The sequence below is a fragment of the Acidobacteriota bacterium genome, from assembly GCA_028874215.1.
GTDB lineage: Bacteria > Acidobacteriota > UBA6911 > RPQK01 > JAJDTT01 > JAJDTT01.
This window is the reverse complement of sequence record JAPPLF010000080.1, coordinates 1-21021: the sequence shown is the minus strand read 5'-3', so window position 1 is coordinate 21021 and position 21021 is coordinate 1. Positions and strand designations below refer to the sequence as shown.

The 21021-nt window shown below is 64.3% G+C and carries 16 protein-coding genes; 8 read left to right on the top strand and 8 right to left on the bottom strand.

Annotated features, from left to right (window positions below):
* Nucleotides 1–29: 29 nt before the first annotated feature.
* Together OXT71_15570 and OXT71_15565 are read right to left on the bottom strand one after the other, a co-directional pair.
* On the bottom strand, nt 30–2402 hold the full coding sequence (locus OXT71_15570) for a VCBS repeat-containing protein (protein ID MDE2927813.1): 2373 nt from the start codon (nt 2400–2402) through the stop codon (nt 30–32).
* A gap of 49 nt (nt 2403–2451) precedes the next feature.
* A complete protein-coding gene (locus OXT71_15565; GenBank protein ID MDE2927812.1) occupies nt 2452–3954 on the bottom strand; it encodes a hypothetical protein in 1503 nt (500 codons plus the stop codon).
* Nucleotides 3955–4165: 211 nt separating this feature from the next.
* Here OXT71_15565 and OXT71_15560 point away from each other — a divergent pair, with 211 nt between their 5' ends.
* From OXT71_15560 to OXT71_15550, 3 genes are read left to right on the top strand one after another with little or no spacing between them, the layout of a single operon-like run.
* Nucleotides 4166–5518 (top strand): DUF1501 domain-containing protein, encoded by a 1353-nt coding sequence (locus OXT71_15560; GenBank protein ID MDE2927811.1) that lies wholly within the window; start codon nt 4166–4168, stop codon nt 5516–5518.
* A complete protein-coding gene (locus OXT71_15555) occupies nt 5515–7980 on the top strand; it encodes a DUF1549 and DUF1553 domain-containing protein (GenBank protein ID MDE2927810.1) in 2466 nt (821 codons plus the stop codon). Before OXT71_15560 ends, OXT71_15555 begins: the two co-directional genes overlap by 4 nt.
* Nucleotides 7980–10370, top strand: coding sequence for a hypothetical protein (locus OXT71_15550; GenBank protein MDE2927809.1), 2391 nt, complete (start codon nt 7980–7982; stop codon nt 10368–10370). Before OXT71_15555 ends, OXT71_15550 begins: the two co-directional genes overlap by 1 nt.
* Before the next feature lie 39 nt (nt 10371–10409).
* Here OXT71_15550 and OXT71_15545 read toward each other — a convergent pair whose 3' ends face one another.
* The 5 genes from OXT71_15545 to OXT71_15525 form a co-directional block, all read right to left on the bottom strand.
* Complete coding sequence (locus tag OXT71_15545; protein ID MDE2927808.1) at nt 10410–11918, bottom strand: sigma-70 family RNA polymerase sigma factor; 1509 nt, start codon at nt 11916–11918, stop codon at nt 10410–10412.
* 238 nt (nt 11919–12156) lie between these two features.
* On the bottom strand, nt 12157–12510 hold the full coding sequence (locus OXT71_15540) for a fumarate reductase subunit D (GenBank protein MDE2927807.1): 354 nt from the start codon (nt 12508–12510) through the stop codon (nt 12157–12159).
* A gap of 1 nt (nt 12511) precedes the next feature.
* The gene (locus tag OXT71_15535; GenBank protein ID MDE2927806.1) at nt 12512–12910 is read right to left on the bottom strand and encodes a hypothetical protein; all 399 of its coding nucleotides are present in this window, start codon (nt 12908–12910) and stop codon (nt 12512–12514) included.
* A gap of 2 nt (nt 12911–12912) precedes the next feature.
* Nucleotides 12913–13650 carry a succinate dehydrogenase/fumarate reductase iron-sulfur subunit gene (locus OXT71_15530; protein MDE2927805.1) on the bottom strand — a complete coding sequence of 246 codons (738 nt, stop codon included), beginning with the start codon at nt 13648–13650 and terminating at the stop codon, nt 12913–12915.
* 20 nt (nt 13651–13670) lie between these two features.
* Nucleotides 13671–15380 carry an FAD-binding protein gene (locus OXT71_15525; protein MDE2927804.1) on the bottom strand — a complete coding sequence of 570 codons (1710 nt, stop codon included), beginning with the start codon at nt 15378–15380 and terminating at the stop codon, nt 13671–13673.
* A gap of 209 nt (nt 15381–15589) precedes the next feature.
* On the opposite strand from OXT71_15525, the gene OXT71_15520 reads away from it, so the two are divergent.
* From OXT71_15520 to OXT71_15505, 4 genes are all read left to right on the top strand, one after another.
* Nucleotides 15590–16039 (top strand): DUF2784 family protein, encoded by a 450-nt coding sequence (locus OXT71_15520; protein ID MDE2927803.1) that lies wholly within the window; start codon nt 15590–15592, stop codon nt 16037–16039.
* Nucleotides 16032–17555, top strand: coding sequence for a sodium/solute symporter (locus tag OXT71_15515; GenBank protein ID MDE2927802.1), 1524 nt, complete (start codon nt 16032–16034; stop codon nt 17553–17555). The genes OXT71_15520 and OXT71_15515 overlap by 8 nt, the downstream gene beginning before the upstream one ends.
* A 275-nt stretch (nt 17556–17830) precedes the next feature.
* A complete protein-coding gene (locus tag OXT71_15510) occupies nt 17831–19054 on the top strand; it encodes a tyrosine-type recombinase/integrase (protein MDE2927801.1) in 1224 nt (407 codons plus the stop codon).
* Between the two features lie 175 nt (nt 19055–19229).
* On the top strand, nt 19230–19493 hold the full coding sequence (locus OXT71_15505; protein ID MDE2927800.1) for a hypothetical protein: 264 nt from the start codon (nt 19230–19232) through the stop codon (nt 19491–19493).
* 342 nt (nt 19494–19835) lie between these two features.
* Here the strand turns inward: OXT71_15505 and OXT71_15500 are convergent, their stop codons facing one another.
* Nucleotides 19836–20237, bottom strand: a complete 402-nt coding sequence (locus OXT71_15500; GenBank protein ID MDE2927799.1) for a hypothetical protein — start codon at nt 20235–20237, stop codon at nt 19836–19838.
* A gap of 627 nt (nt 20238–20864) precedes the next feature.
* Here OXT71_15500 and OXT71_15495 point away from each other — a divergent pair.
* Nucleotides 20865–21005: a hypothetical protein gene (locus tag OXT71_15495; protein ID MDE2927798.1), complete on the top strand. Its 141-nt coding sequence runs from the start codon at nt 20865–20867 to the stop codon at nt 21003–21005.
* Nucleotides 21006–21021: the final 16 nt, after the last annotated feature.

The window sequence follows — 21021 nt, the reverse complement described above, 5'->3', positions numbered from 1 at the left end:
GGGCGTCTCTCGGGAACCTGCATCCGTGCTTAGCGATCCGACACCACGGTGCGGCCCAGGCGGACGGCGGGGCGTTCGTCCAGTTCCAGCGCCGTGTGCCGGTAGAAGTAGTAGGTTCCCATTTCCGGCGAGGCCAGGATGTCCGGTTTTGCGTCGCCGTCCAGGTCCCGAAATCCGTAGTAGGGACCGTGCGAGCCAAGCCCTTCCAACGGTTTTCCGAAGAGGGACAGAACCTGCGGGCGTCCGAAGCGCGGTTCCGTGGGGGTGCCGATGTTGGGATAGATCAGAGGCCGGGTTGGATTGTGGTCCCACTCCGCCGTCCTTCGCCAACATTCGTTGAAGAAGAGGTCCAGCAGTCCGTCCCCGTTCCAGTCCACCAGGAAGAACTGGCTCGGCTGGAGATCGACTGCCTGGATGGTTTCGCCTCCGGGAAGGCGAAAGGGTCCGTCGTCCCGGAGCCGAAGCCTCCCCTCCCCGTCCCGGAACCTTCGGAACAGGCGGGTATCCCAAGTGACGGACGCAGCCGTCACGAGATCGGTGAGACCGTCACCGGTAAGGTCGGCAAAGGCGGCCCGGGCCCTCCAGCGAAACGGCTGATGGCGGTTGGGAACCCGTTTCCTCCACTGGCCGGTTCCGGCCCCCAACAATTTGGCCGTCGCGCGCAAGAGGTCCTTTCCGTCCGGATACCCCTCGCACAAAACCTGGAGCCGGGGACCGAACCTGGGGCGGCTCCGGGTGCCGATGTTCCGGTACCAGTAGATCCGGTTGGTGAGGTTGGGCAACAACAGGTCCGGCAGCCGGTCTCCGTCCCAGTCGACGTAGACCGGGTGCGTGTAGCCCATATTGTGCCCGTAGTCCTCCAGCCCGGGAAAGACCTGGCTCATGAAGAGGCGGATCGGTTCCCCCTGGGACCGGACCGGCTCTTCCCGGACGAATACCGGCCGGGACTCGGTGCCTTGGTTGATCAGGACGCGGACGAAGCCGAATCCGTCGCCGGCCAGCAGATCCCAGTCCCCGTCTCCGTCCCAGTCGCAGGGATAAGGCGTCGATTGTTCTCCCAGAATCGCATGCGCAGACAACGACAGTGCCTCGTGGCGGCGGAAAGCCGGTTCCTTTTCGGCATCATCCTGAAGATGTTCGAAGAAGGCCAACTTTCGGAGGTGGTCGTAGGCCACCAGCAACCCCTGGCGGCGGCCCGACGGGACGGACGCGGTGAAATAGGCGGCCCGGGCTCCGATCTGTTCCAACAGGCGAGGCGAACCAAACCTTGGAACCGTTCCACCCTGGTTCCGGCGCCACGCCACCCGGTAGAAATGTTTCTTCCTCTCGGCGTCGGGATCGGTGACCAGGCAGACGCTGTCCGGACGGCCGTCCTGGTCCACGTCGTAGAAACTGGCCCGGACTCCCGGATCGATTCGTACAGGAGACCCCGGCCGAAAGGGCCAGCCCTCGGGATTCCTATTTCTAATGAAGTAACCCCGGCCGTCAGGTGGAATGTCCTGACCTCGAAACATGGATCCGACGAACAGGTCCTGGGTTCCGTCCTGGTCCAGGTCCACGATTCTCACTGGACCCCACCAGTCCGGCGGACGGGAAATGCGGCCGTGGTCCCGGAAGAGGGGAAGTCCTCCATCGTCCCGGCGCCCGGTGTTGATGAGGAAGACGATCCAACCTTCGGCGCTGCGGGGATTCTGATGTGAGCCGTCGGCAGGCGAGGAATAGACGAGGTCCACCAGGCCGTCGCCGTTCAGGTCTCCCGCGTCCAGATGGAGATAACCGGCCCGCAGGTGACGCGGCTCCGGCGAGCCGGCTTCTTCCAGGTAGCGAATGGCGACCGGTTCTCCGAACTGGAACTCGTCGACACCGCCGACCCGGGGATAGCAAACGATTCCTCCAGGCGGACGGTCAGGCGAATACGTGTAGATCACCGTTCCCACCAAGTCCCGCTTGCCGTCCCCCGTCAAGTCCACCAAGGCGCCCAGAATGGGGAGTGAAATGGGTTTCGGTTTCCCCGCGTTGTAGCGAAGCAGATCGCCGGTACCGATCATGGGGATGTACGGGCGGGGGTTCAGAGGCGGCCGGACGGGATCCGTCCGAAACCGGATTCGGTAATCTCGTCGCTCCGGGTCCTCCACGACCCACTGGACCCGTCCCTGATGTCCGTGGTGGAAGTCGCGGCTCAGCGCATGAGGCACAGGACCCCCCGATACCGCATCCACGACCTGAATCGAGTTGGGATCGAGAACGCCTTCGATTCCGGCGTCCGCAGCCAGGGAGGCGAAATCGATCCAGGGGTCGACGGGGATCTGGGCAAAGGGGAGGGACGAGGTGATGCGAAGCTCCACCGAGCACTCGCGGCCAGCCGGCTCCGCACCGGCCCGGGCCAGGGCCGCCAGGATCATGAGCACCAGGGAGAATGTTACTTTCGCCGCCAGGAACGCCCCCCTCAATTCAGTTGATTTGGAAGGAATATAGACGGGTTCTGCTCAGAATAAACTTCAAACGAACCGGTCGATCTTGAAGCTCTTCCAGGCTCTCCTTCCCCTCCCACGAGACCTTGGAATAGACCCCGTCTGCCGGTGCCAGACTGGAAGCATCGGCTTCGTACCCGGGAATGGGGTTCCCTGCCGCGTCCTGGATCTCCACCTTCAGATAGCCTTCCTGGTTGGGGCTGTCGTTGAAGGTCACCTCCCCCGGCGCCTCCGACGCGTCCCCCTCCCGCCGGAGCAGGCGGGCGTTCACTTGGAGTGTGCTCCCCGAGAACTGCAGCGGCTTGGTTAGAACCGAGCCCTCGGCAGTGGCGTCGAGGGCAACGAAGCCGTCCTGCCGCATGCGGGCCAATCCGATCTCTCCCGTGTGGTCCTCCGACGGGGCGTTGTGGAGGTTGTCGAACCCGGAGTAGTAGATCCAGACCATTCCATCCTTGACCACGGGAGCCGTGATGGGCCAGATCATCCCGCTGTCGAAGCTCTTGCCCGAATACTCGTTTCTCTGGTAGCCGAGGTAGATCAGCGGCCGCCGGTAGACGCTCCGATCCCACTTGATGCCATCCCGGCTGGAGACCAACTGGACGTCCATGGTCTGGATGTTGGTGTGAAAGACCCAGAGCAGACCCAGGGTCTGGCTGCCGTAGGGGAAGGCCGAAAGCCCGTAGAACTCGGTCCCGGGACGGTCATGGGCATCCGGCTCCAGCACCAGGCGATCGTCGGTCCAGTGGATGAAGTCGTCGCTGACCAGCCGTGACACCTTCCGGGGACCTCCGGGATTGGTCTTGTGATAGAGCCAGTACTGCCGGGAAACGGGATCCCGCATCACCGCGAAGGTGTCTCCCGTGGCCCAGCAGGGCACCACCGGATTCTTTTCGTAGTCGGTCCAGCGGATGCCGTCAGGTGAGAAGGCGGCCCAGATGCCGCACCGTTCCCGGTCCCGGGTCTGCCAGTAGCCCATCTTGTAGCGGCGGGAGGGGTCCGGGTCCTCCGGGTCCAGGATCACCGAATGGTTCCAATTGTTCCAACGCAGGACAATGTTGTTGGCCTTGGAGCCGCGGAACTCCAGGTGGTTCAACTCCGGCTTCTCCCACCGGATCCCGTCCTCGGAGGTGGCGTAACAGACGAACTGATCGATGCCGGATTCTCCGGTTCGCGGCAACGTGTTGTACCACATCTCGAAAATTTTCTTTTCCGGAGAGTAGATAACACTCCCCGGTTGAAGTATCAGATAACCTTCCCAGGGACGGTCGGACCGGATCAGGGGGTTCCCGGCTACCTTTCCTCCCCGCCCCAGACTCCGCCAGACCCGGTCCATCCGTTCGACGAGCAGGTCATCCGCGAACAGTTGGACCCGATCGTCCAGCCGAATGGGAGGATCCGCCGCGGGACCCGGAGCGCAGGAGACTCCGGGCAACAGGACGCCTCCCAGGAAAATTGCCGAGCATAGGGTGGAATTCAATCTCATGCCGTCACTCCCGGCGGGGATCATAACACGCAGGTCATGGAGCGGCGACTCTCCTGTCGCCGACTGGAGCGGCGGTTTTCCTACCGCCGATGAGGGGGGGGTATGGGGGACGGCAGTCCCCCCTCTACCAATCCGGTGACCGAAGAGCGGGCGATTGGAAATCGCCCCTCCCGACATTTGCCATGGACTGCTAAACTTGGGATCCGGATCCATGCTTCGTCTCGACGGCCCGACATCGCCCCATCTTTGCCAGGCAGTCCACCGCAGGGACTTCCTTCACGCCGGCTCTCTGGCGTTCCTGGGCCTCACCCTGCCCGGCTTCCTGGAGCTCAAGGCCGCGGGCCGGACCAGCTCCGACAAGGACGTGAACTGCATCCTCCTGTTCCTGGAGGGGGGCGCCCCCCAAATGGACACCTGGGACCCGAAGCCGGATGCACCGGCCGAGATTCGGGGACCCTACAAGCCGATTCCCACCAACGTGGCCGGGGTACGGATCACCGAACTGTTTCCCCGCATGGCCCGCCACGCCGACAAGTTCGCGTTGATCCGCTCCTACTACCACACCAATCCGGCCCATCCCCAGGCCAAGACCTGGATGCAAACCGGACGGCCTCCGCTCCCCGGAATTCAGTACCCTCATCCGGGATGCGTCGTCGACAAGCTGAAGGGAGCCCGGGGCGACCTGCCCGCGCACGTCCTTCTCCCCTACCGGCCGGACGACGGTCAGGGGCCCGGTTTCCTGGGCAAGACCCACGAGCCGTTCGTCATCGACTCCGACCCTTCCGACCCTTCCTTTCGGGTCCGGGACCTCCGGCCACCCGATTACGTTTCGGCGGTTCGAGCCGGGAGACGGATTTCCTTCCGCCGGCTCATCGACCGGAGCTTCCGCGATTTCGAGGAGAACTGTGCCGAGAGCCGGCTCCTGGACGCCAATTTCTCCCAGGCCTACCGGATCGTCTCCTCACGTCAGGCCCGCCAGTCCTTCGATCTGACCGGCGAGCCGGAGCCGCTTCGGCGAAGCTATGGCATGAACCGATTCGGGCAGAGTTGCCTCCTGGCCCGCCGCCTCGTGGAGCGCGGCGTCCGCTTCGTGACCGTCAACATGTTCGACGATCTGGCCGGGTCCTGGGACATCCATGGCCAGTCGCCTTTCACCTCCCTGAGCGCACTCGACACGCTGGGGCCCATGTTCGACCACGCCTTCTCTTCCCTGCTCGAAGACCTCCAGCAGCGCGGCCTGTTGGAACAGACCCTGGTGGTGGCCATGGGAGAGTTCGGCCGGTCTCCCAAGATCAACCCCGCGGGCGGCCGGGATCACTGGCCGGCCTGCGGCACGCTCATCCTCGCCGGCGGAGGCGTCGTGGGGGGGCAGGTCATCGGTTCCTCCGACCGCACGGCCAGCGAACCCAGGGACCGTCCCGTCGAACCCATGGAAATTCTCGCCAGCCTGTATCAGGCCCTCGGCATCAGCGTTCACACCGAACTGGACGGACCGGGCAACCGGCCCGTTCCCGTGGTGGAGATCGGTGTGGAGCCGATCCGGGAGCTATTCGGCACCGCATGATCGCGACTCTGCTGCTGGCCGCGTCCACTCTCACGGTTTCCGGAGCCGGTCCGCTGGCGCTGATCCCATCCGACATCACGCTTGAGGGACAGGATGCGACACAGCGGCTCATCCTGATCCAGCGGACGCCCCAACGCGGCTCCGAGGCCGACATGACCCCGGAAGCGGCTTTTACCTCTTCTTCTCCCGGCGTCGTCCGAGTGGACGCTCAAGGGGTGGTGCGGGCGGTGGGCGACGGAGAGGCCCGAATCACCGCCCGGCTGCCCGACGGCCGCCAGACATCCGTCCTTGTCCAGGTAAAATCGGCCGGCCAACCGCCGCGCCGGGACTTTCGGAACCAGGTCCGCTCGGTCATGACCAAGTCGGGTTGCAACTCGGGACCCTGCCACGGCGCGGGAGCGGGACAGAACTTCTTCAAGCTCTCGCTGAGAGGCTATTCCCTGCAGGAGGACTTCCGAGCCCTGACCCGGGAAGCCGGGGGCCGCAGAATCTCCCGCCGGGAGCCGTCGCGGAGTCTGGTCCTGCTGAAACCCACCCTGGCCGTCTCCCACGGGGGCGGAAAGCTGCTGGAACCGGACTCCCTCGACTATCGAATCATGGCCGACTGGATCGCGGGCGGAGCCAAGGGTCCCGCTCCCGACGATCCCAGGGTCGAGCGGTTGGAGGTCTACCCTTCGCAGGCGATGCTGCGGCCCGGGGTCCGGCACCGGCTGGTGGTCCGGGCGTTCTATTCCGACGGACGGACCGAGGACGTCACCCGCTGGGGCAAGTACACCAGCAGCGACGCCTCCGTGGCCAAGGTTGGGCCGGATGGAATGGTGGAGACATCGGGTCACGGCGAGGCCAACCTTTCAGTTTGGTACCTGGATCGGATCGCCACGGCGAGAGTTTCCGTTCCCTTTCCGGCCCGGCTTCGGGAGCAGGTCTTCCGCAAGGCGGCACGCCACAACTTCATCGACGACCTGGTCCTGGAGAAGCTGCAACAGATGAGGATTCCCCCGTCGGAGCTCTGCACCGATTCGGAGTTTCTCCGGCGAGCCTACCTGGACGCGGCGGGAATCCTGCCCAGCGGCGAAGAAGCGAAACGGTTCGCGGCCGATCCGGACCCTGGAAAACGACGCCGTCTTGTGGACGCGTTGCTGGAACGGTCCGAGTTCGTGGACCTCTGGGCCTACAAGTGGTCCGACCTCCTTCTCGTCTCCAGTTCCAAGCTCACTCCGGCCGCGACCCGCACCTTCCATGGTTGGATTCGACAGGCGGTCGCCGAAAACAAGCCCTGGGACCGCTTCGTCCGGGAGATCATCACCGCCTCCGGAAGCAATTTGACCAACGGCGCCGCCAACTACTACCTGCTTCACGACGGGCCCACCGTGCTGGCGGAGAACATGACCCTCACCTTCATGGGGATCGCCATCAACTGCGCCCGGTGCCACAACCACCCCCTGGACAAATGGACGCAGGACGACTACTACCACCTCTCCAGCTTCTTTTCCCGAGTCGGCCGCAAGAACGACCTGGGCTACGGTTTTACCGACAATCCCAACTCTTTGAAGGAGACCACCATTTTCACCGCCAGCCGCGGCGAGGTGATCCACCCGCTCTTGGGCCGGCCCCTGCCTCCCCGTCCTCTGGAGTCGGCGGAGACGATCAGCGACCGGCCGGGGAGAGACCGGCGCCTCCCTCTCGCCCAGTGGCTCACATCGGGCGAGAATCGCTACTTCGTCCGTGCGGTCGTGAACCGCGTCTGGCATCACTTAATGGGCCGGGGCCTCGTCCATCCCGCCGACGACATGCGGGAAACCAATGTGGCCTCCAACCCGCGCCTCCTGGACGCCCTGGGGCGCGAGTTCGTGCGGAGCGGATTCGATCTCAAGTCTCTGATCCGAACCATAGTGAACTCGGCCGCCTACCAGAGGAGCTCCCGGCCCCAGGACAACAGCCATGACCGGAAGTATTACTCCCACTATCTGATCCGGAGACTCCCCGCCGAGGTCCTGCTGGACGTGGTGTCCCAGGCCCTGGGGGTGCCCGAGAGCTTCGCCGGGCATCCTGAGGGCGTCCGGGCCCTGCAACTGCCCGACTCCCGCGTGAGCTCCTATGCCCTGACCCTCTTCGGACGCCCTTCCAGAGAAATCAACGCCTACTCGGAGCGGGTCCGAAGCTCCACGGTTCCCCAGGTCCTGCACCTCCTCAACGGGGAGCTCCTGAGCGCCAAGCTACGCTCCCCCGAAGGAAACCTTCAGCGGATGCTCGACCAGGGGTTCACGGATCGGGAGATCGTCCGCCGGATCTTCTGGAGTTCGCTTTCCCGGCCGCCGTCCCCGAGCGAAGAGGCGGAGGTCCTGGAAATGTTCGGCCCGGATGGAGGCTCGGCCTCCTCCGGTGATCGGGTCCGCCGGGAACTCCTGGAGGATTTCTGGGCGGGCGTGATGATGAGCAAGGAATTCCTCTTCAATCACTGATGCAGGCGAAACCCGCAACTCTGATCCTCATCCTTCTCGGAACCCTTTCGTGGGGCATGGCCACGACCTACTATCCTTTTGTTCCGGTGATCTACTTCGCCGACCCCAACGGAGCCCGGGCCGGATCCACAGTTGAAGTGAATTTGGAGGGAATACATCTCAAAGGGTCGGATAATATAGTTTTTAACTCCTCGAACATTTCGGCGAGCATCCTCGAGGAATGGGACGGTCCCAACGGGCGGTTCCAGACCCCGCTGGAGCGGTTGCGACTGGAAGTCGAAGTTCACAAGGATACGCCTCCCGCTATCTACGGATTTCGAGTCAAGACCGGGCACGGAGCCAGCAACTGGATTCCCTTCGCCGTCGGGCGGTTCCCCGAGATCCGCGAGTCCGACGGCAACCACACCGTTTCCGAAGCCCAATCCGTCACCCTTCCCGTGACGGTGAACGGCCGGATCGCCAAGGGAGGAGAGGAAGACTACTTCCAATTGGATGGGCGCCAGGGTGAAGAGCTGGTGCTCCAACTACAAGCCCACCCCTTGGGGTCCCGGATGGACGCGGCTCTCACGCTCATGGGACCGGATGGGCGCGTCCTGGCCACCAGCAACAACGCCTCTCCACGAAACCTCGACGCCATGCTGGGAATGCGTCTGCCCCGATCAGGCCGCTACACCGTCCGGGTCACCGATTTCCCCGGCGGTGGCGGCTCGCGACGCTTCTACCGCCTGACGTTGGGCGCAGTACCCTATGTGACCCACCTGTTTCCCGCGGGCGTGCGCCGGGGTGAAGAGGTGGAAGCGCGGCTGGAGGGCTTCAATCTGGGAGGTCAGACCCGGATCCGGCTCCGCGGGGATCGGCCACCCCGGGAGGACGGCTTTCGGGACCTGACAATCCGCACGGCCCACGGACCGTCCCTCAACCCCGTCCGGATCGCCGTGGGGAACCATGACGAGACCCTGGAGTCGGAGCACAACGACGACCCGGAGACGGCCCAGCCGGTCTCCGTTCCCATCATCGTCAACGGCCGGATCGATTCGTCGCAGGACGTTGACGTCTTCCGGTTTCCGGCTCGCCGGGGGAGGCCTCTGGCCTTGGAGGTGGCGGCTCAGCGGCTCGATTCTCCGCTGGATTCCCATATCGAAATCCTGGACCTCCAGGGAGGTTCCCTGCCCCGGGCCCGGCTCAGGACCGTCTTCGAAGGAAGCCACCTGGAACCCCTGGCGTCCCGTTCCCTGCAACTGCAGCGGTTCGACCTGGCCAACGGAACGGCGTTTCGGGGAAGAGACTTCGTCCTCCTGAGCGAGCGTGAGCTGGTCCGCCTGGAAGAGGGGCTCCGCCACTCGGACGATTTCTCCCTGGCCCAGGGCCTCATGGGACAGCGGTTGGCCTGGTTGGGAACCAGCCCCCAGAACCATCCCAAGAACTACAACGCCCGAAAAGTGGAAATCCTCCCTCCCGAGGCTCCGGCCCCGGGAGATTCCTCCATCCTGACCCTCTTCTATCGAAACGACGACGGTGGTCCCGTCTACGGCAAGGACTCGTATCTACTGTTCGACCCTCCGGCGGACGGAGAATACCTGGTTCGCCTGCGGGATCTGAGCGGTTCGGGAGGACTCCGGCATACCTACCGCCTCACGGTCCGCCCCGCCAGACCCGATTTCCGCCTCTACCTGGACGACGGCTTCATGCAACAGCGGGACTTGAGGGGAGCAGGCGCCAGGAGCCCCAACGTCCCCCGCGACGGGAGCGTGCCTCTGGTGGTGTCGGCACTGCGGATGGACGGGTTCCGGGATGAAATCCGGATCGAAGCCCTGGATCTGCCGCCCGGCGTCGGGTCCGAACCGGGAGCCATTCGCCGGGACGAGTTCCAGACGACGCTGATTTTCACCGCGGACGCTTCAGCGCCTCCGGCGCCACCGGATCACAGGCTCAAGATCCAAGGGCGCGCCCGAATCGGAGGTGTGGAGAGAATCCACGCCGCGGTGGACCCGGACAGTGGGCTGAACCTGGTCACCGTGGTCCCTCCCCCCACCATCCGGCCTCTCGTCGAACCGGAACACCTGGTCCTGAAGCGGGGTTCCCAGGGCCGCCTCCATGTCCGGATCGCCTGTCCGGATGACTTCGCTCATGAGGTGGGCATCGAAGTGAAAAATCGCCCCCCCGGCCTGTTCGTCGACGGTCGGTCCACCAATGCGGGTCTGGTCATCAGCAAGGGCGAACACTCCCGCATCCTGAATATTCTGGCGGAGGAATCGCTGGAGCCCATGACCGTGCCCATCTACGTCGTCACCCGGCACCGCAGCGAACGCACCGAGAAGATGCGAGGATTGGGAATCCTGGAAGAGTCGGTCGACTACGCCTCTTACCCTGTCCTGGTGACCATCGAATAGGGCGGTTTCCCCTCCGCAGGAAGGGGAAGGCGGATCCAACTATCGCGAATCCGCGTGAATCGGCTCCCGCTCGACGTATGCGCGCCGCAACTTCCGGAGAGCGGAGGCCTCGATCTGCCGGATTCGCTCCCGCGTCAGGGAGAAAACGCGCCCGATCTGCTCCAGCGTATGCTCCCGGCCTTCTTCAATCCCGAACCTCAGGCGCAGCACTCGCTCCTCCCGGGAATCCAGGTTCTTGAGGATGCCTGAAGTCTCATCCGCCAGGCTCAGACGCAGGAACTCGTCGGAAGGAGACTCGCTGCTGCAGTCCTCGAGGATATCCTGCAGCTTACCCTCCTCGTCACGGCCGATGGGGGCTTCCAGGGACACCGGTTTTCGCGCGATTTCCAGGATGCGCTGGACCCGGTCCGCCGGTAGTCCCACGGCTCCGGCGAGCTCTTCCGTACTGGGCTTGCGGCCATAGATCCGGGTCCACTCGCGTGCCGTTCGGACGGACTTGTAGACGACTTCGGAGATGTGGACGGGAAGTCGAATGGTTCTCCCCTTCTCGGAGATGGATCTTTGGATCGCCTGCCGGATCCACCAGTGGGCGTAGGTGGAGAACTTGAAGCCCAGACGGTAGTTGAAGCGGTCGACCGCCTTCATCAGGCCGATGTTCCCCTCCTGGATCAGATCCAGGAAAGCCAGCCCGCGGCCCCGGTATTTCTTGGCCACGGACACGACCAGCCGCAGGTTCGACTGCACCAGCTCCTGCTTGGCATCGGTGGCCCGGGCCTCCGCGTCGCAGATGCGGCCGAAGGTTCGGCGCGCCTGTTCCCGGGTCACGCACTGGGACTGCTCCCACCGCTCCAGTTCGCTGCATACCTGCCGATATCTGCCCTGGTCCTCCGCCGCGGGACTCTCCCGGAGCCGCTCGCTCGTGTTGACCAGGTCCAGCATCGGTTCCAGAGAGGCCTTGAGCGACTTGAGCAGGCGGTCTCTCGCTTCCTCCTTCAGTCCCAGAGTGCGAATCCGCCCGGCGATGGCGCGGCGGACGCGGGCCAATCCCAGCAGTTCCCGGAAGCCGGGCTCGCCCTCCTGCACAACCTGCCGCCATCGGCGCCAGAGCCGCCGGGCGCGTTGGTCCAAACGGGCGATGGCCCCCAGTTGGATCCGGAACCACTCCCCCGCCTTGACCCCGGAGGTGGCCTTGGCATCCGGGCGGGCGATCTCCCGGATCCGCATCTCTCCGACCTGCAGCCGCGGCCCCCAGGAAATCAGTTCTCCGACGGCCAGCGGACAACGGTAGAGACTATCGGCGAGCCGCTCCCTTCCTTTTGCCAACCGGCTGGCGATCTCGGTCTCCTGCCTGGCCGTCAACAGAGGGATCGATCCCATCTCCTTGAGGTAGGCAAAGATGGTGTCGTCCCCGTGGCTTCCCCGGTTCGCATCCGACGCCCGCCCCAGGACTCCGTCCTGATCCCATGGATTCGAGCCGGTATTCCGTCGCCAGACAGAGCCCGCGCTCCCGTAGCCGCCACGATTCGCGCCAAATCTCGATTTCATCATATCGGTCACCTGCCTTGAATGACGTCCTGTGTAGTAGACGGATTCTCGGCAGAAAAGGTTTCGTTTCGATGGAGAAGGAGCGGCGACTTTCTTGTCGCCGGAAGGGGATCATGGGGGACGGCAGTCCCCCTTTACGACTTCCGCCCTCGACGCTTCCCGGACGCCGAATCGCGCAACAACAGAGAATACGGGCGGACACGCACGTCCCCCCACCCGGTCACCGGGATTTCGCCCCTCTCTACAGGAGCAGCCAGACGGCAGCCGCCGTCCCCGCAATGGCGGAACCGTAACAGAGGACCGAAATGGGCGTCTTGACGGCTCCGCCTCCCAGGTCGATCAGGATGTGCCGGAGACGGTGGGCCGCGTGAAAGAGAGGCAATGAAATGAGAACCAGCAGGTAGAGCCGAACCAACGGGTTCTCCAGGAGTTCCCGAACCCGTTCGTAGGAAAGCGTCTCGATTGGAATCCAGCCCAGGCCGATGCCCAAGCCGGTCACCAGGATGTGGACCGGGACCAGGAAGGCCGCCACCGTGCCGCCCGCCGAAAAGAGTCCCCACCAGATGGGGTCGGTTGTCTTGAGCCGGACCCCCATCTCAGTTCACCACCAGATACCAGAGGACCCCGGAAAGCAGGATCCAGACCAAATAATTCCCCGCCAGCACCAACTTGGCAGGGATCACCTTGCGGCCCATCCGAACCACCATCACGATGGGCGTCAGGTGGATCCAGGTCACCGTGTGAAGCAGGCAGAACGCCAGGGACACTCCCAGGAAGACGAGGACGGCCGGGTGGTGGAGCATGGCCAGGTACGCCTCATAGCTGTCCTTCCCTTGGGACAGCCGGTACAGGCCCCCCAGGTAACTGAGCGCGTAGAGCGCTACGAACACCGCCGACAGCTCCCGGAGCATGAACAGAAAATACCGTCCGTTGCTCAGCCACCAGAGGGACGACCGCCGGGGCTGATGGCGGGGCGGACCTGGTGCCGGAGTCACGCTCACGATTTCCCCCAGGGCCAGAGCAACCCAAGGATATGGTCCTTGGTCAACTGCACCTTGGAACGCTGGATCGCCGCCGCCGGGTCCACATGCTTGGGACACACCACGGAGCACTCGCCGACAAAGGAGCATTCCCAGATCCCCTCGTGGCTTCCGATGACCTCGGCCCGCTGGTCCTGGCCCTCCTCCCTGGAATCCATGTCATACCGGTGCGCCAAAGCGATGGCGGCAGGTCCGATGAAGCTCTTGTCAGCCGCGTAGACCGGGCAGGCCGCGTAGCAGAGACCGCAATTGATGCACATGCTGAACTGCCGAAAGAGCTGCAACTCCTCGGGAGACTGGAGATACTCCCCCTCTTCAACCGGCTTTTCCTGCTCACGAATCATCCAGGGCTTCACCGCCCGGAGCTTGTCCATGAAATCGTCCATCTCGATGACCAGATCCCGGACCACCGGGAAATGGTCCATGGGACCCACCCGCACGCCCTGGGGATAGTCCTTCAGGAAGACGGCGCAGGTCAGCTTGGGAACTCCGTTGACCGTCATGCCGCAGCTTCCGCACACCCCCATGCGGCAGGACCAACGGTAGCTCAGGCTCCCGTCGACGTGGTCCTTGATGTAGTTGAGGCCGTCCAGGACCACCATCTCATCGTCGTAGGGGATGGTGTAGGTCTGCTCGTACGGGACGGGACTATTCTCCGGATCGTACCGGGTGACGGTGATGTCGATGGTCTTCATGCCGGAATCTCGCTCCTGGCTCAATATTTCCGCTCCTCGGGCGCCCAACGGGTGATGGGCACCGGCTGGGTCTCCAACCTTGGACCTTCCTCGGAGATGAGGGACAGTTGGTGATGCAGGAACCGCTCGTCGTCGCGCTCGGGAAAGTCGACCCTGGCCTGAGCCCCGCGTGACTCCTCGCGGGTCAAGGCGGCGCCGGCAATGCAGCGGGCCACGTCCAGCATGAAGTCCAGCTCCAGGGCCGCCACCAGGTCGGTGTTGAAGACCTTGCCCCGGTCGTCGATGCGCACGTCGGCGAATCGCTCTCTCAACTCCGCCAGCTCCCTGGTGGTCTCCAGCAGGCTCTCCCGGGTGCGGAAGACCCCGCAACCCTTTTCCATGGCCGTCTGCATCTCGCCCCGCAGACCGCTGATGCGCTCGGTCCCGTCTTCCCGACGGAGGAATCCCTGCTCGATCCGCTGCTCCTCCCTGCGGGCCGCCGCCCGGACCCGGCTCGGATCGACGAGGCCGGTGGACTGGGCGTGGCGGGCAGCCGCCTCGCCGGCGAATCCGCCGAAGACCAGGCATTCGGTCAGGGAATTCGACCCCAGACGATTGGCGCCGTTGATGGTGACACAAGCGACTTCGCCGGCTGCGTAGAGGCCTCGCAGGGGTGTGCTCCCATCGTTTCCGGTACTCACGCCTCCCATCATATAGTGCACCACCGGCCGGACCGGAATGGGTTGATAGACTGGGTCGATCCCCACGTACTTGGACGCCAGCTCCCGGACGAAGGGAAGCTTCTCGTCGATGACCTTTTCACCCAGATGGGTGAGATCGAGATGGACGTACTCGCCGTGTCGGCCTTCATAGGTCCGGCCCGCCTGGCGCTCAGAGATGATGGCGCGAGAGAGGATGTCCCTGGGTCCCAGTTCCATCTTCCCGGGGATATAGCGCTCCAGGAACCTCTCGCCCTCGCTGTTGAAGAGATATCCTCCTTCGCCGCGCGAGGCTTCCGTGATCAGGATCCCGGTCCCGGGCAGGCCTGTGGGATGGTATTGGACGAACTCCATGTCCTTCAACGGCGCTCCCGCCCGGTAGGCCATGGCCATCCCGTCGCCGGTCTTGATGTTGCCGTTGGTGGTGAAGGGGAAGATCCGGCCGCCGCCGCCGGTGCAGAGCATGACGGACCTGGCCAGGATGGGTTGGATCCGTCCGGTGGCCAGATCCAAGCCGGTCACCCCCACGCATTCGCCGTCGTCCACCAGCAGAGACGTGACGAACCACTCGTCGTACCGGCGGATCCTGGCAAAACGCAGCGAGTGCTGGAAGAGGCTGTGGAGCATGTGGAACCCGGTCTTGTCCGAGGCGAACACGGTCCGCTTGACGCTCATGCCCCCGAACGCCCGAACGCTGATGCGCCCGTCCCGGTCCCGGCTCCACGGACAGCCCCAGTGCTCCAGTTGAAGGACCTCTTTCGGAGCGGTGTCCACGAAAAGCTCCACGGCGTCCTGGTCCGCCAAGTAGTCGCTTCCGCGAATCGTGTCGAAACAATGCAGGTCGTGGCTGTCGTAATCGCGCAGCACGGCTGCCGTGCCGCCCTCGGCCGACACGGTATGGCTGCGCATGGGGTAGACCTTGGAGACCACGACGATATCCAGGTCCGGCTGGACCTCGACCGCCGCCACCGCCGCCCGCAGCCCGGCCGCCCCGCCGCCCACGATCAGAAGATCACACTTCAATGCGTCCATATTTGGGCGCGAATCTTGCCACATTTCGCGGGCCGAATTCAAGGCGCGGATGAGGATGGGAGCGGCGGTTTCCTAACCGACGAACTCCTGTGTGACAACTTGGCGACGCAGACCGGGCGATTGGAAATCGCCCTTCCGTACAGTATCTTTCGACCACGACCAGGTGAACTGGCTGGAACGAGAGGCGGCGTTGCGGATGGAAGGAAACGATGAGTCTTCTCCATCTTCTGGACATCTTCTTCCTCCTCTTCCACTCCCTCTGGATCCTCCTGGTGATCCTGGGTTGGATCTGGTCCCGGACCCGCCGCCTGTGCCTGGCGGCGCTGGCGCTGACCACGATTTCGTGGTTCGGATTCGGCTACTGGCGGGGGTGGGGCTACTGCATCTGCACTGACTGGCACTGGCAGGTGCGGCGGTCGCTGGGTGACCTCAACCTGCCCCACAACTACATCGGCTTTCTGATCAGGGAAGGGACCGGCCTGGAGGTCCCGGATCCGGTTCTGGAACCGGTCATCCTGGGCGCCTTCCTGGCGTCCGTAGCCGGGGGCGTTGGTCTCAGCCTGCGGGACCGCTCCCTGAAAGCCGGCACCGAAGACGGCGACAAGAACGTCGCCGCTCCCGAGTCCCCCACCGGAGAGCAGGAGGACCTCCATGAATAGTCCGGGCGGCGGACTCGCAGCCGTGGACTGGGCGATCATCGTCCTCTACGCGCTGGGCACGGTCGCCTTGGGATATTTCTACGGGCGCCGTCAGAACAGCCTCAAGGAGTATTTCACCGGCGGCGGACGCATGAATTCCATCGTGGTGGGGTTCTCCATCTTCGCCACCGGCCTGAGCACCATCTCCTACCTGGCGGTCCCCGGCGAGGCCATCGGCAAGGGTCCGGGCGCCATGTTCAACAACTTCATGGTCTATCCCATCCTCTACCTGGTCATCGGCTACGTCTTCCTACCCCTCTACATGCGCCGGCGCGTCACCAGTGCCTACGAATACCTGGAAGAGAGGCTGGGGCTGCGGATCCGGCTCCTGGGAGCCGTCATATTCGTCTTTTCGCGTCTGATCTGGATGTCGCTTCTCGTCTACCTCTCCGCCCGGGCCATGGTCGTCATGCTGGGCGTGGACGAATCGTGGGTGCCCGTCGTTATTCTGGTCACGGGATTCGTCGCCGTGCTCTACACGTCGGTGGGGGGTCTGAGAACCGTCGTCATTACGGACACCCTCCAACTGACCCTCATGCTGGGGGGAGCTTGGCTCGTGATCGGGATCGTGACCTACCACCTGGGGGGCGTCACCTGGGTCCCAACCTCCTGGCAGCCTCATTGGGACCACCAGCCGTGGTTCAGCCTCGACCCGGCAGTCCGGGTCACCGTCTTCGGATCGGTGATTTACGTCGCCCTCGAGGGCATCTGTGGAGCCGCCTCCGACCAGACCCATGTCCAGAGATACATGGCCACGGGGAGCCTGAAGGCCGCCCGGCGCTCCATGATTGCCAATATTCTTTCGGGTCTCGCCGTCGTCCTCACTCTCTGGATCACCGGGCTCGCCCTTCTGGGGTACGTGCAGCAGGCGGCCCAGACGCTTCCTTCCCACATCAACGTCGGTCAAGGCGCCGACAGTGTCTTTCCCTATTTCATTGCCTACGTGCTGCCCCCCGGCATCTCGGGTCTCGTGGTGTCGGCGATGTTCGCCGCCGGCATGTCCAGCGTCGACTCGGGCGTGAACTCCATTACCGCCGTGGTCAGCCGCGATTTTCTGCACCGTTTCGGGAGATTGCCGGCCAGCCGGCGCGCCCGGACCCGCTTGGCCAAGATCATTGCGTTCTCCGTCGGGGCGATCGTGGTGTTGGTCGGCTCCCTCATTGACAACGTGCCGGGAAACATCTGGGCGGTCGGCCAGAAGACGTCGGGGTTGCTCTCGACACCCCTGTTCGGTCTCTTTTGTTTCGCCTTTTTCGTCCGCTTCGCGACCACTCTGGGAGTGGTCTTCGGCACCGTGACCGGCATCACGACGGCGGTCCTGGTGGCCTACTCCGGACCGATCTTCGGATTCGACCCGGAAACCGGATACGACCCGGTGAGTTTCATCTGGATCGGACCATTCGCCTTGGCGGCGAATCTGCTCGTGGGAATCCTGGTGAGCGCCCTTCACCAGAAGCTCCGCCGGTCTGATGGTTAACAGTCCGTGGAAAAAGTCCCGCGAGCACCGAGACCGGGGCTGCGCCCGCCGGACAAGGCGCTCTGAGGGAGCATATCGGGAATATGTGACCGAGGAGCAACGCAGTCCGCCGGGCTGTAGTTTGTGAGATGGACATAACGTCCAGATATGTCCAGTACTGTACATAAGTGTCTGTTTATCCGTGACTTACCAGGATTTCTGACGTCTGCTGATGTCCCATGCCGATCCGCTCCATCCCCTTGCATCCACGATATTGTGGGGGTATAGTGGTGGGTATGACACTTGTGAAACGTCCCCCGAAACGCAAGCCGCGCGGGCGGCATCCCCTCAACGCCCTGACCCCGGTCTTCGTCCGCAATGTGAATCAGGCCGGACGCTACTGCGACGGCCAGGGCCTTTATCTCGACGTCCGGCCCACGGGCAGCCGGGGCTGGATTCAACGTCTCACCATCCGTGGCCGCCGAGCCGAACTCGGACTCGGTGGATTCCCCCTCGTCTCGCTCAAGGAAGCGCGCGAGAAGGCGTTCGCCAACCGGAAGCTGGCCCGCGAGGGGGGCGACCCCCGGGCCGGGAAGCGGGAGTCCAAGTCGATGCCCACCTTCGCGGACGCCACCCGGACGGTCTGGAAGCAGCTGCGTCCGGGCTGGCGCTCCCCCCGGCATGCGCAGCTCTGGCTGGGAAGCCTGGAGCGCCACGTCCTGCCTCATATCGGGAAGATGCCGATTGCGGAGGTGACGAGCGCCGACCTGATCGGCATCCTCGCTCCGATCTGGCACGAGAAGGCCTCCACCGCCCGCAAGCTGCGCCAGCGCATCCGCGCGGTCCTGGAGTGGGCCGTGGCGATGGATCTTCGGCCCGACAACCCCTGTGACCGGATCGGCCCGGTGCTCGGTGCGCAGGGGAAGGTGGTGCGTCACATGCGGGCGTTGCCCCACCGGAAGGTGGCGGCCGCGCTCCAGTCGGTGCAGGCATCCAACGCGCGGCCGGTGTTGAAGCTGGCCTTCGAGTTCCTGGTGCTGACGGCGACACGCTCCGGCGAGGTCCGCAGGGCGGCTTGGACGGAGATCGATCGGGACGAAGGGGTGTGGACCATCCCTGCCCGACGCACGAAGGGGAATCGGGAGCACCGGGTCCCGCTCAGTCGCCGTGCGTTGGAGATCCTCAAGGAGGCGCGGGCGGTCGGTGGCGTCGGCCCATTCGTGTTTCCGAGCGTGCGCGGCAAGCCAGTCGGGAACACGGCGATGGCGGAGTTGCTCCGGAGGTTGAGGATCGCGGCCGTGCCGCACGGCTTCCGGTCGAGTTTCCGGGACTGGGCGGCGGAGGAGACGGATCATCCGCGCGAAGTGGCGGAGGCGGCGCTGGCGCACAAGGTGCGCAACCCGATCGAGGCCGCCTACCGGCGCACGGACCTGTTCGAACGCCGGCGCCGACTTATGGACGACTGGGCGGACTACCTGGCTGGCGAGAGTCGAGACCCGGCGGCCGGACGGCTCCATTGATACGCCGTGCGTAGAGCGCCAGCTTGAAGGTCTACGCGAAGCCATAGTCCGCCGATATGCCGCCTGAAACCCACTCAGGCGCAATCTTTGAGAACTCCCGAAAAAACAAGCCCGCCATTTCGCCTGTGTTGGCTTGGTGAGGGCGGACCAAGGGTTCGGGATAGGCCCTTGGACGTTGTCCAGGATCCACCGCGAGGCGCTGCCGGAGCGGGGATATCTCCAAACGGCCGCAGTCCGTTTTGTGGTCTGCGAACTCTGCATCACCAACTTGATGTTACTCGCGTTTCCGCAAGCGATCCAGCACACGCGGCTCGAATCCTACGGTGGGGTGAGGCCCGCTCTGAAGCGGGTGATCGAGTTGGAACCGTTGGCAACAGGTCGCGCCGTCGGGGTGACCATCGACAAGCGCCTGAGACGCTTGCTTGGCCTCCCATTGTAAGTTTCCGTTGTCCTCTCCTATGCGGCGCATTCTCTCACGACAGACTGGAATTCTCCCCTCCCCATCTTCGCAGAGGCCTTCCCGCAGGGATCAATGAAGAAGTGAGCGACCCCCCCCGCGCATGCCGCGCCGGTGTCCAACGGAGTGGAACACTGGCAGCGCTTGCGTGACGTGCGAGGCACGAAAACAGGGGGGTCGCTCACTTCTCCTCCCCGGACTCCCCGTCCGGGCGCGCCTTCTCCGGAAGGGCGGGGACAACCCGAAGGGGCTCAACAAGATGGCGGAAAGGGAGCTTGCAACACTCGCCGCTCCGGGAGTGGAACACACCCCCCCATGTGTGTTTCACACCCCGGGACTTCGCCGGACAGGCCCCCGGAGGTGGAACACGGCCTCGGGACCCGGGCTGGCCCAGCGGCGCAGGACCTTCCCGGCCCGCTCCCGGCGGAGGTCGTCGCGGGCCACCGCGACCACGTGCACCGGATGGTCTTGTACGCATAGCGCGGCCCAGAGCCGGGCGTGCTCCGCCTCCCACGAGAGCAGTTCCGAGTCGGTGTCCCGGCCGGGGTCGACGTAGACGAAGGTCGCCCGGTCCTCCTCCAAGGCCAGGGGGAGCTTGCGGGGGAAGTACCGGCTCCGTCCCTGGGCATGGCCGGAATAGTGGCGGTACGGGAACAGCCGCCGGGAAAGGCCCAGCGCCTCCAGCGCCTGCAACAGCTGCGTCACCTGCGGATCGACGAGGTTCATGGGGAGGCGAAAGGGCTTCCCGGTGTCGATCGGGAGGTGTAAGGGAGACAAAGGACGCGAGTTACATTCCGGAAGCCTTTTGACTTACACCTCCGATTTCCCCGATCTCTTTGTCGCTCATGCCGTTACGGCCACATTCCCGGCTTCGCCGTGCCCGCACGGGGAAAGCGGAGGTGGACGGGAGCGACCCCCCCTTTTTGCCTCCCGGAGCGGCAATGCGGGGCAGGCTGATGTGCACTGACCGTGCCATCGCCTTGGGGGGTCGCTCCCGTCCAAATTATCCCTGCCGGGAAGGGGTTTGGATCGTCTGAGCGCGTGGCGGTGCGGTGCGGAACGGCGCGGTGGGCAAGCCGCCGCGTCCCAGTGCTCGTACAATCGTCTGTGGACGGCCCCGCTGGCTGGGCGGAGTGATCTGGAGGACCGAATATGATCTTTTTCCGGGCCTGGAGACAATCCCGTACTGGATCTGATCGCCGTTCAGAAACCAGGCTTGGCACTCCTTGGCTCCCGGTGTCGCTTTCGTGCTGGCCGGGTTGATTTCGCGGGCCGTGTCCAACGCTGGCTTCCAGTGCTCCAGGTGCTTGCGCTTGTGCCAGCAAGGCAGTGCATCGCAATGGTAGAACCGGAATGCTGGAGCTCGCCGACATGTTCCCCACGGAGGAATCCGCCGTGAAGTGGATGGAAGATGCCGCCTGGGGGGATGAGCGCTGCTGCGGCCATTGCGGGAGCGTTAAGGAAGGTCTGAACAAGTCGATTCAAGGGACGTGAGAGCCGTTATTGTTTC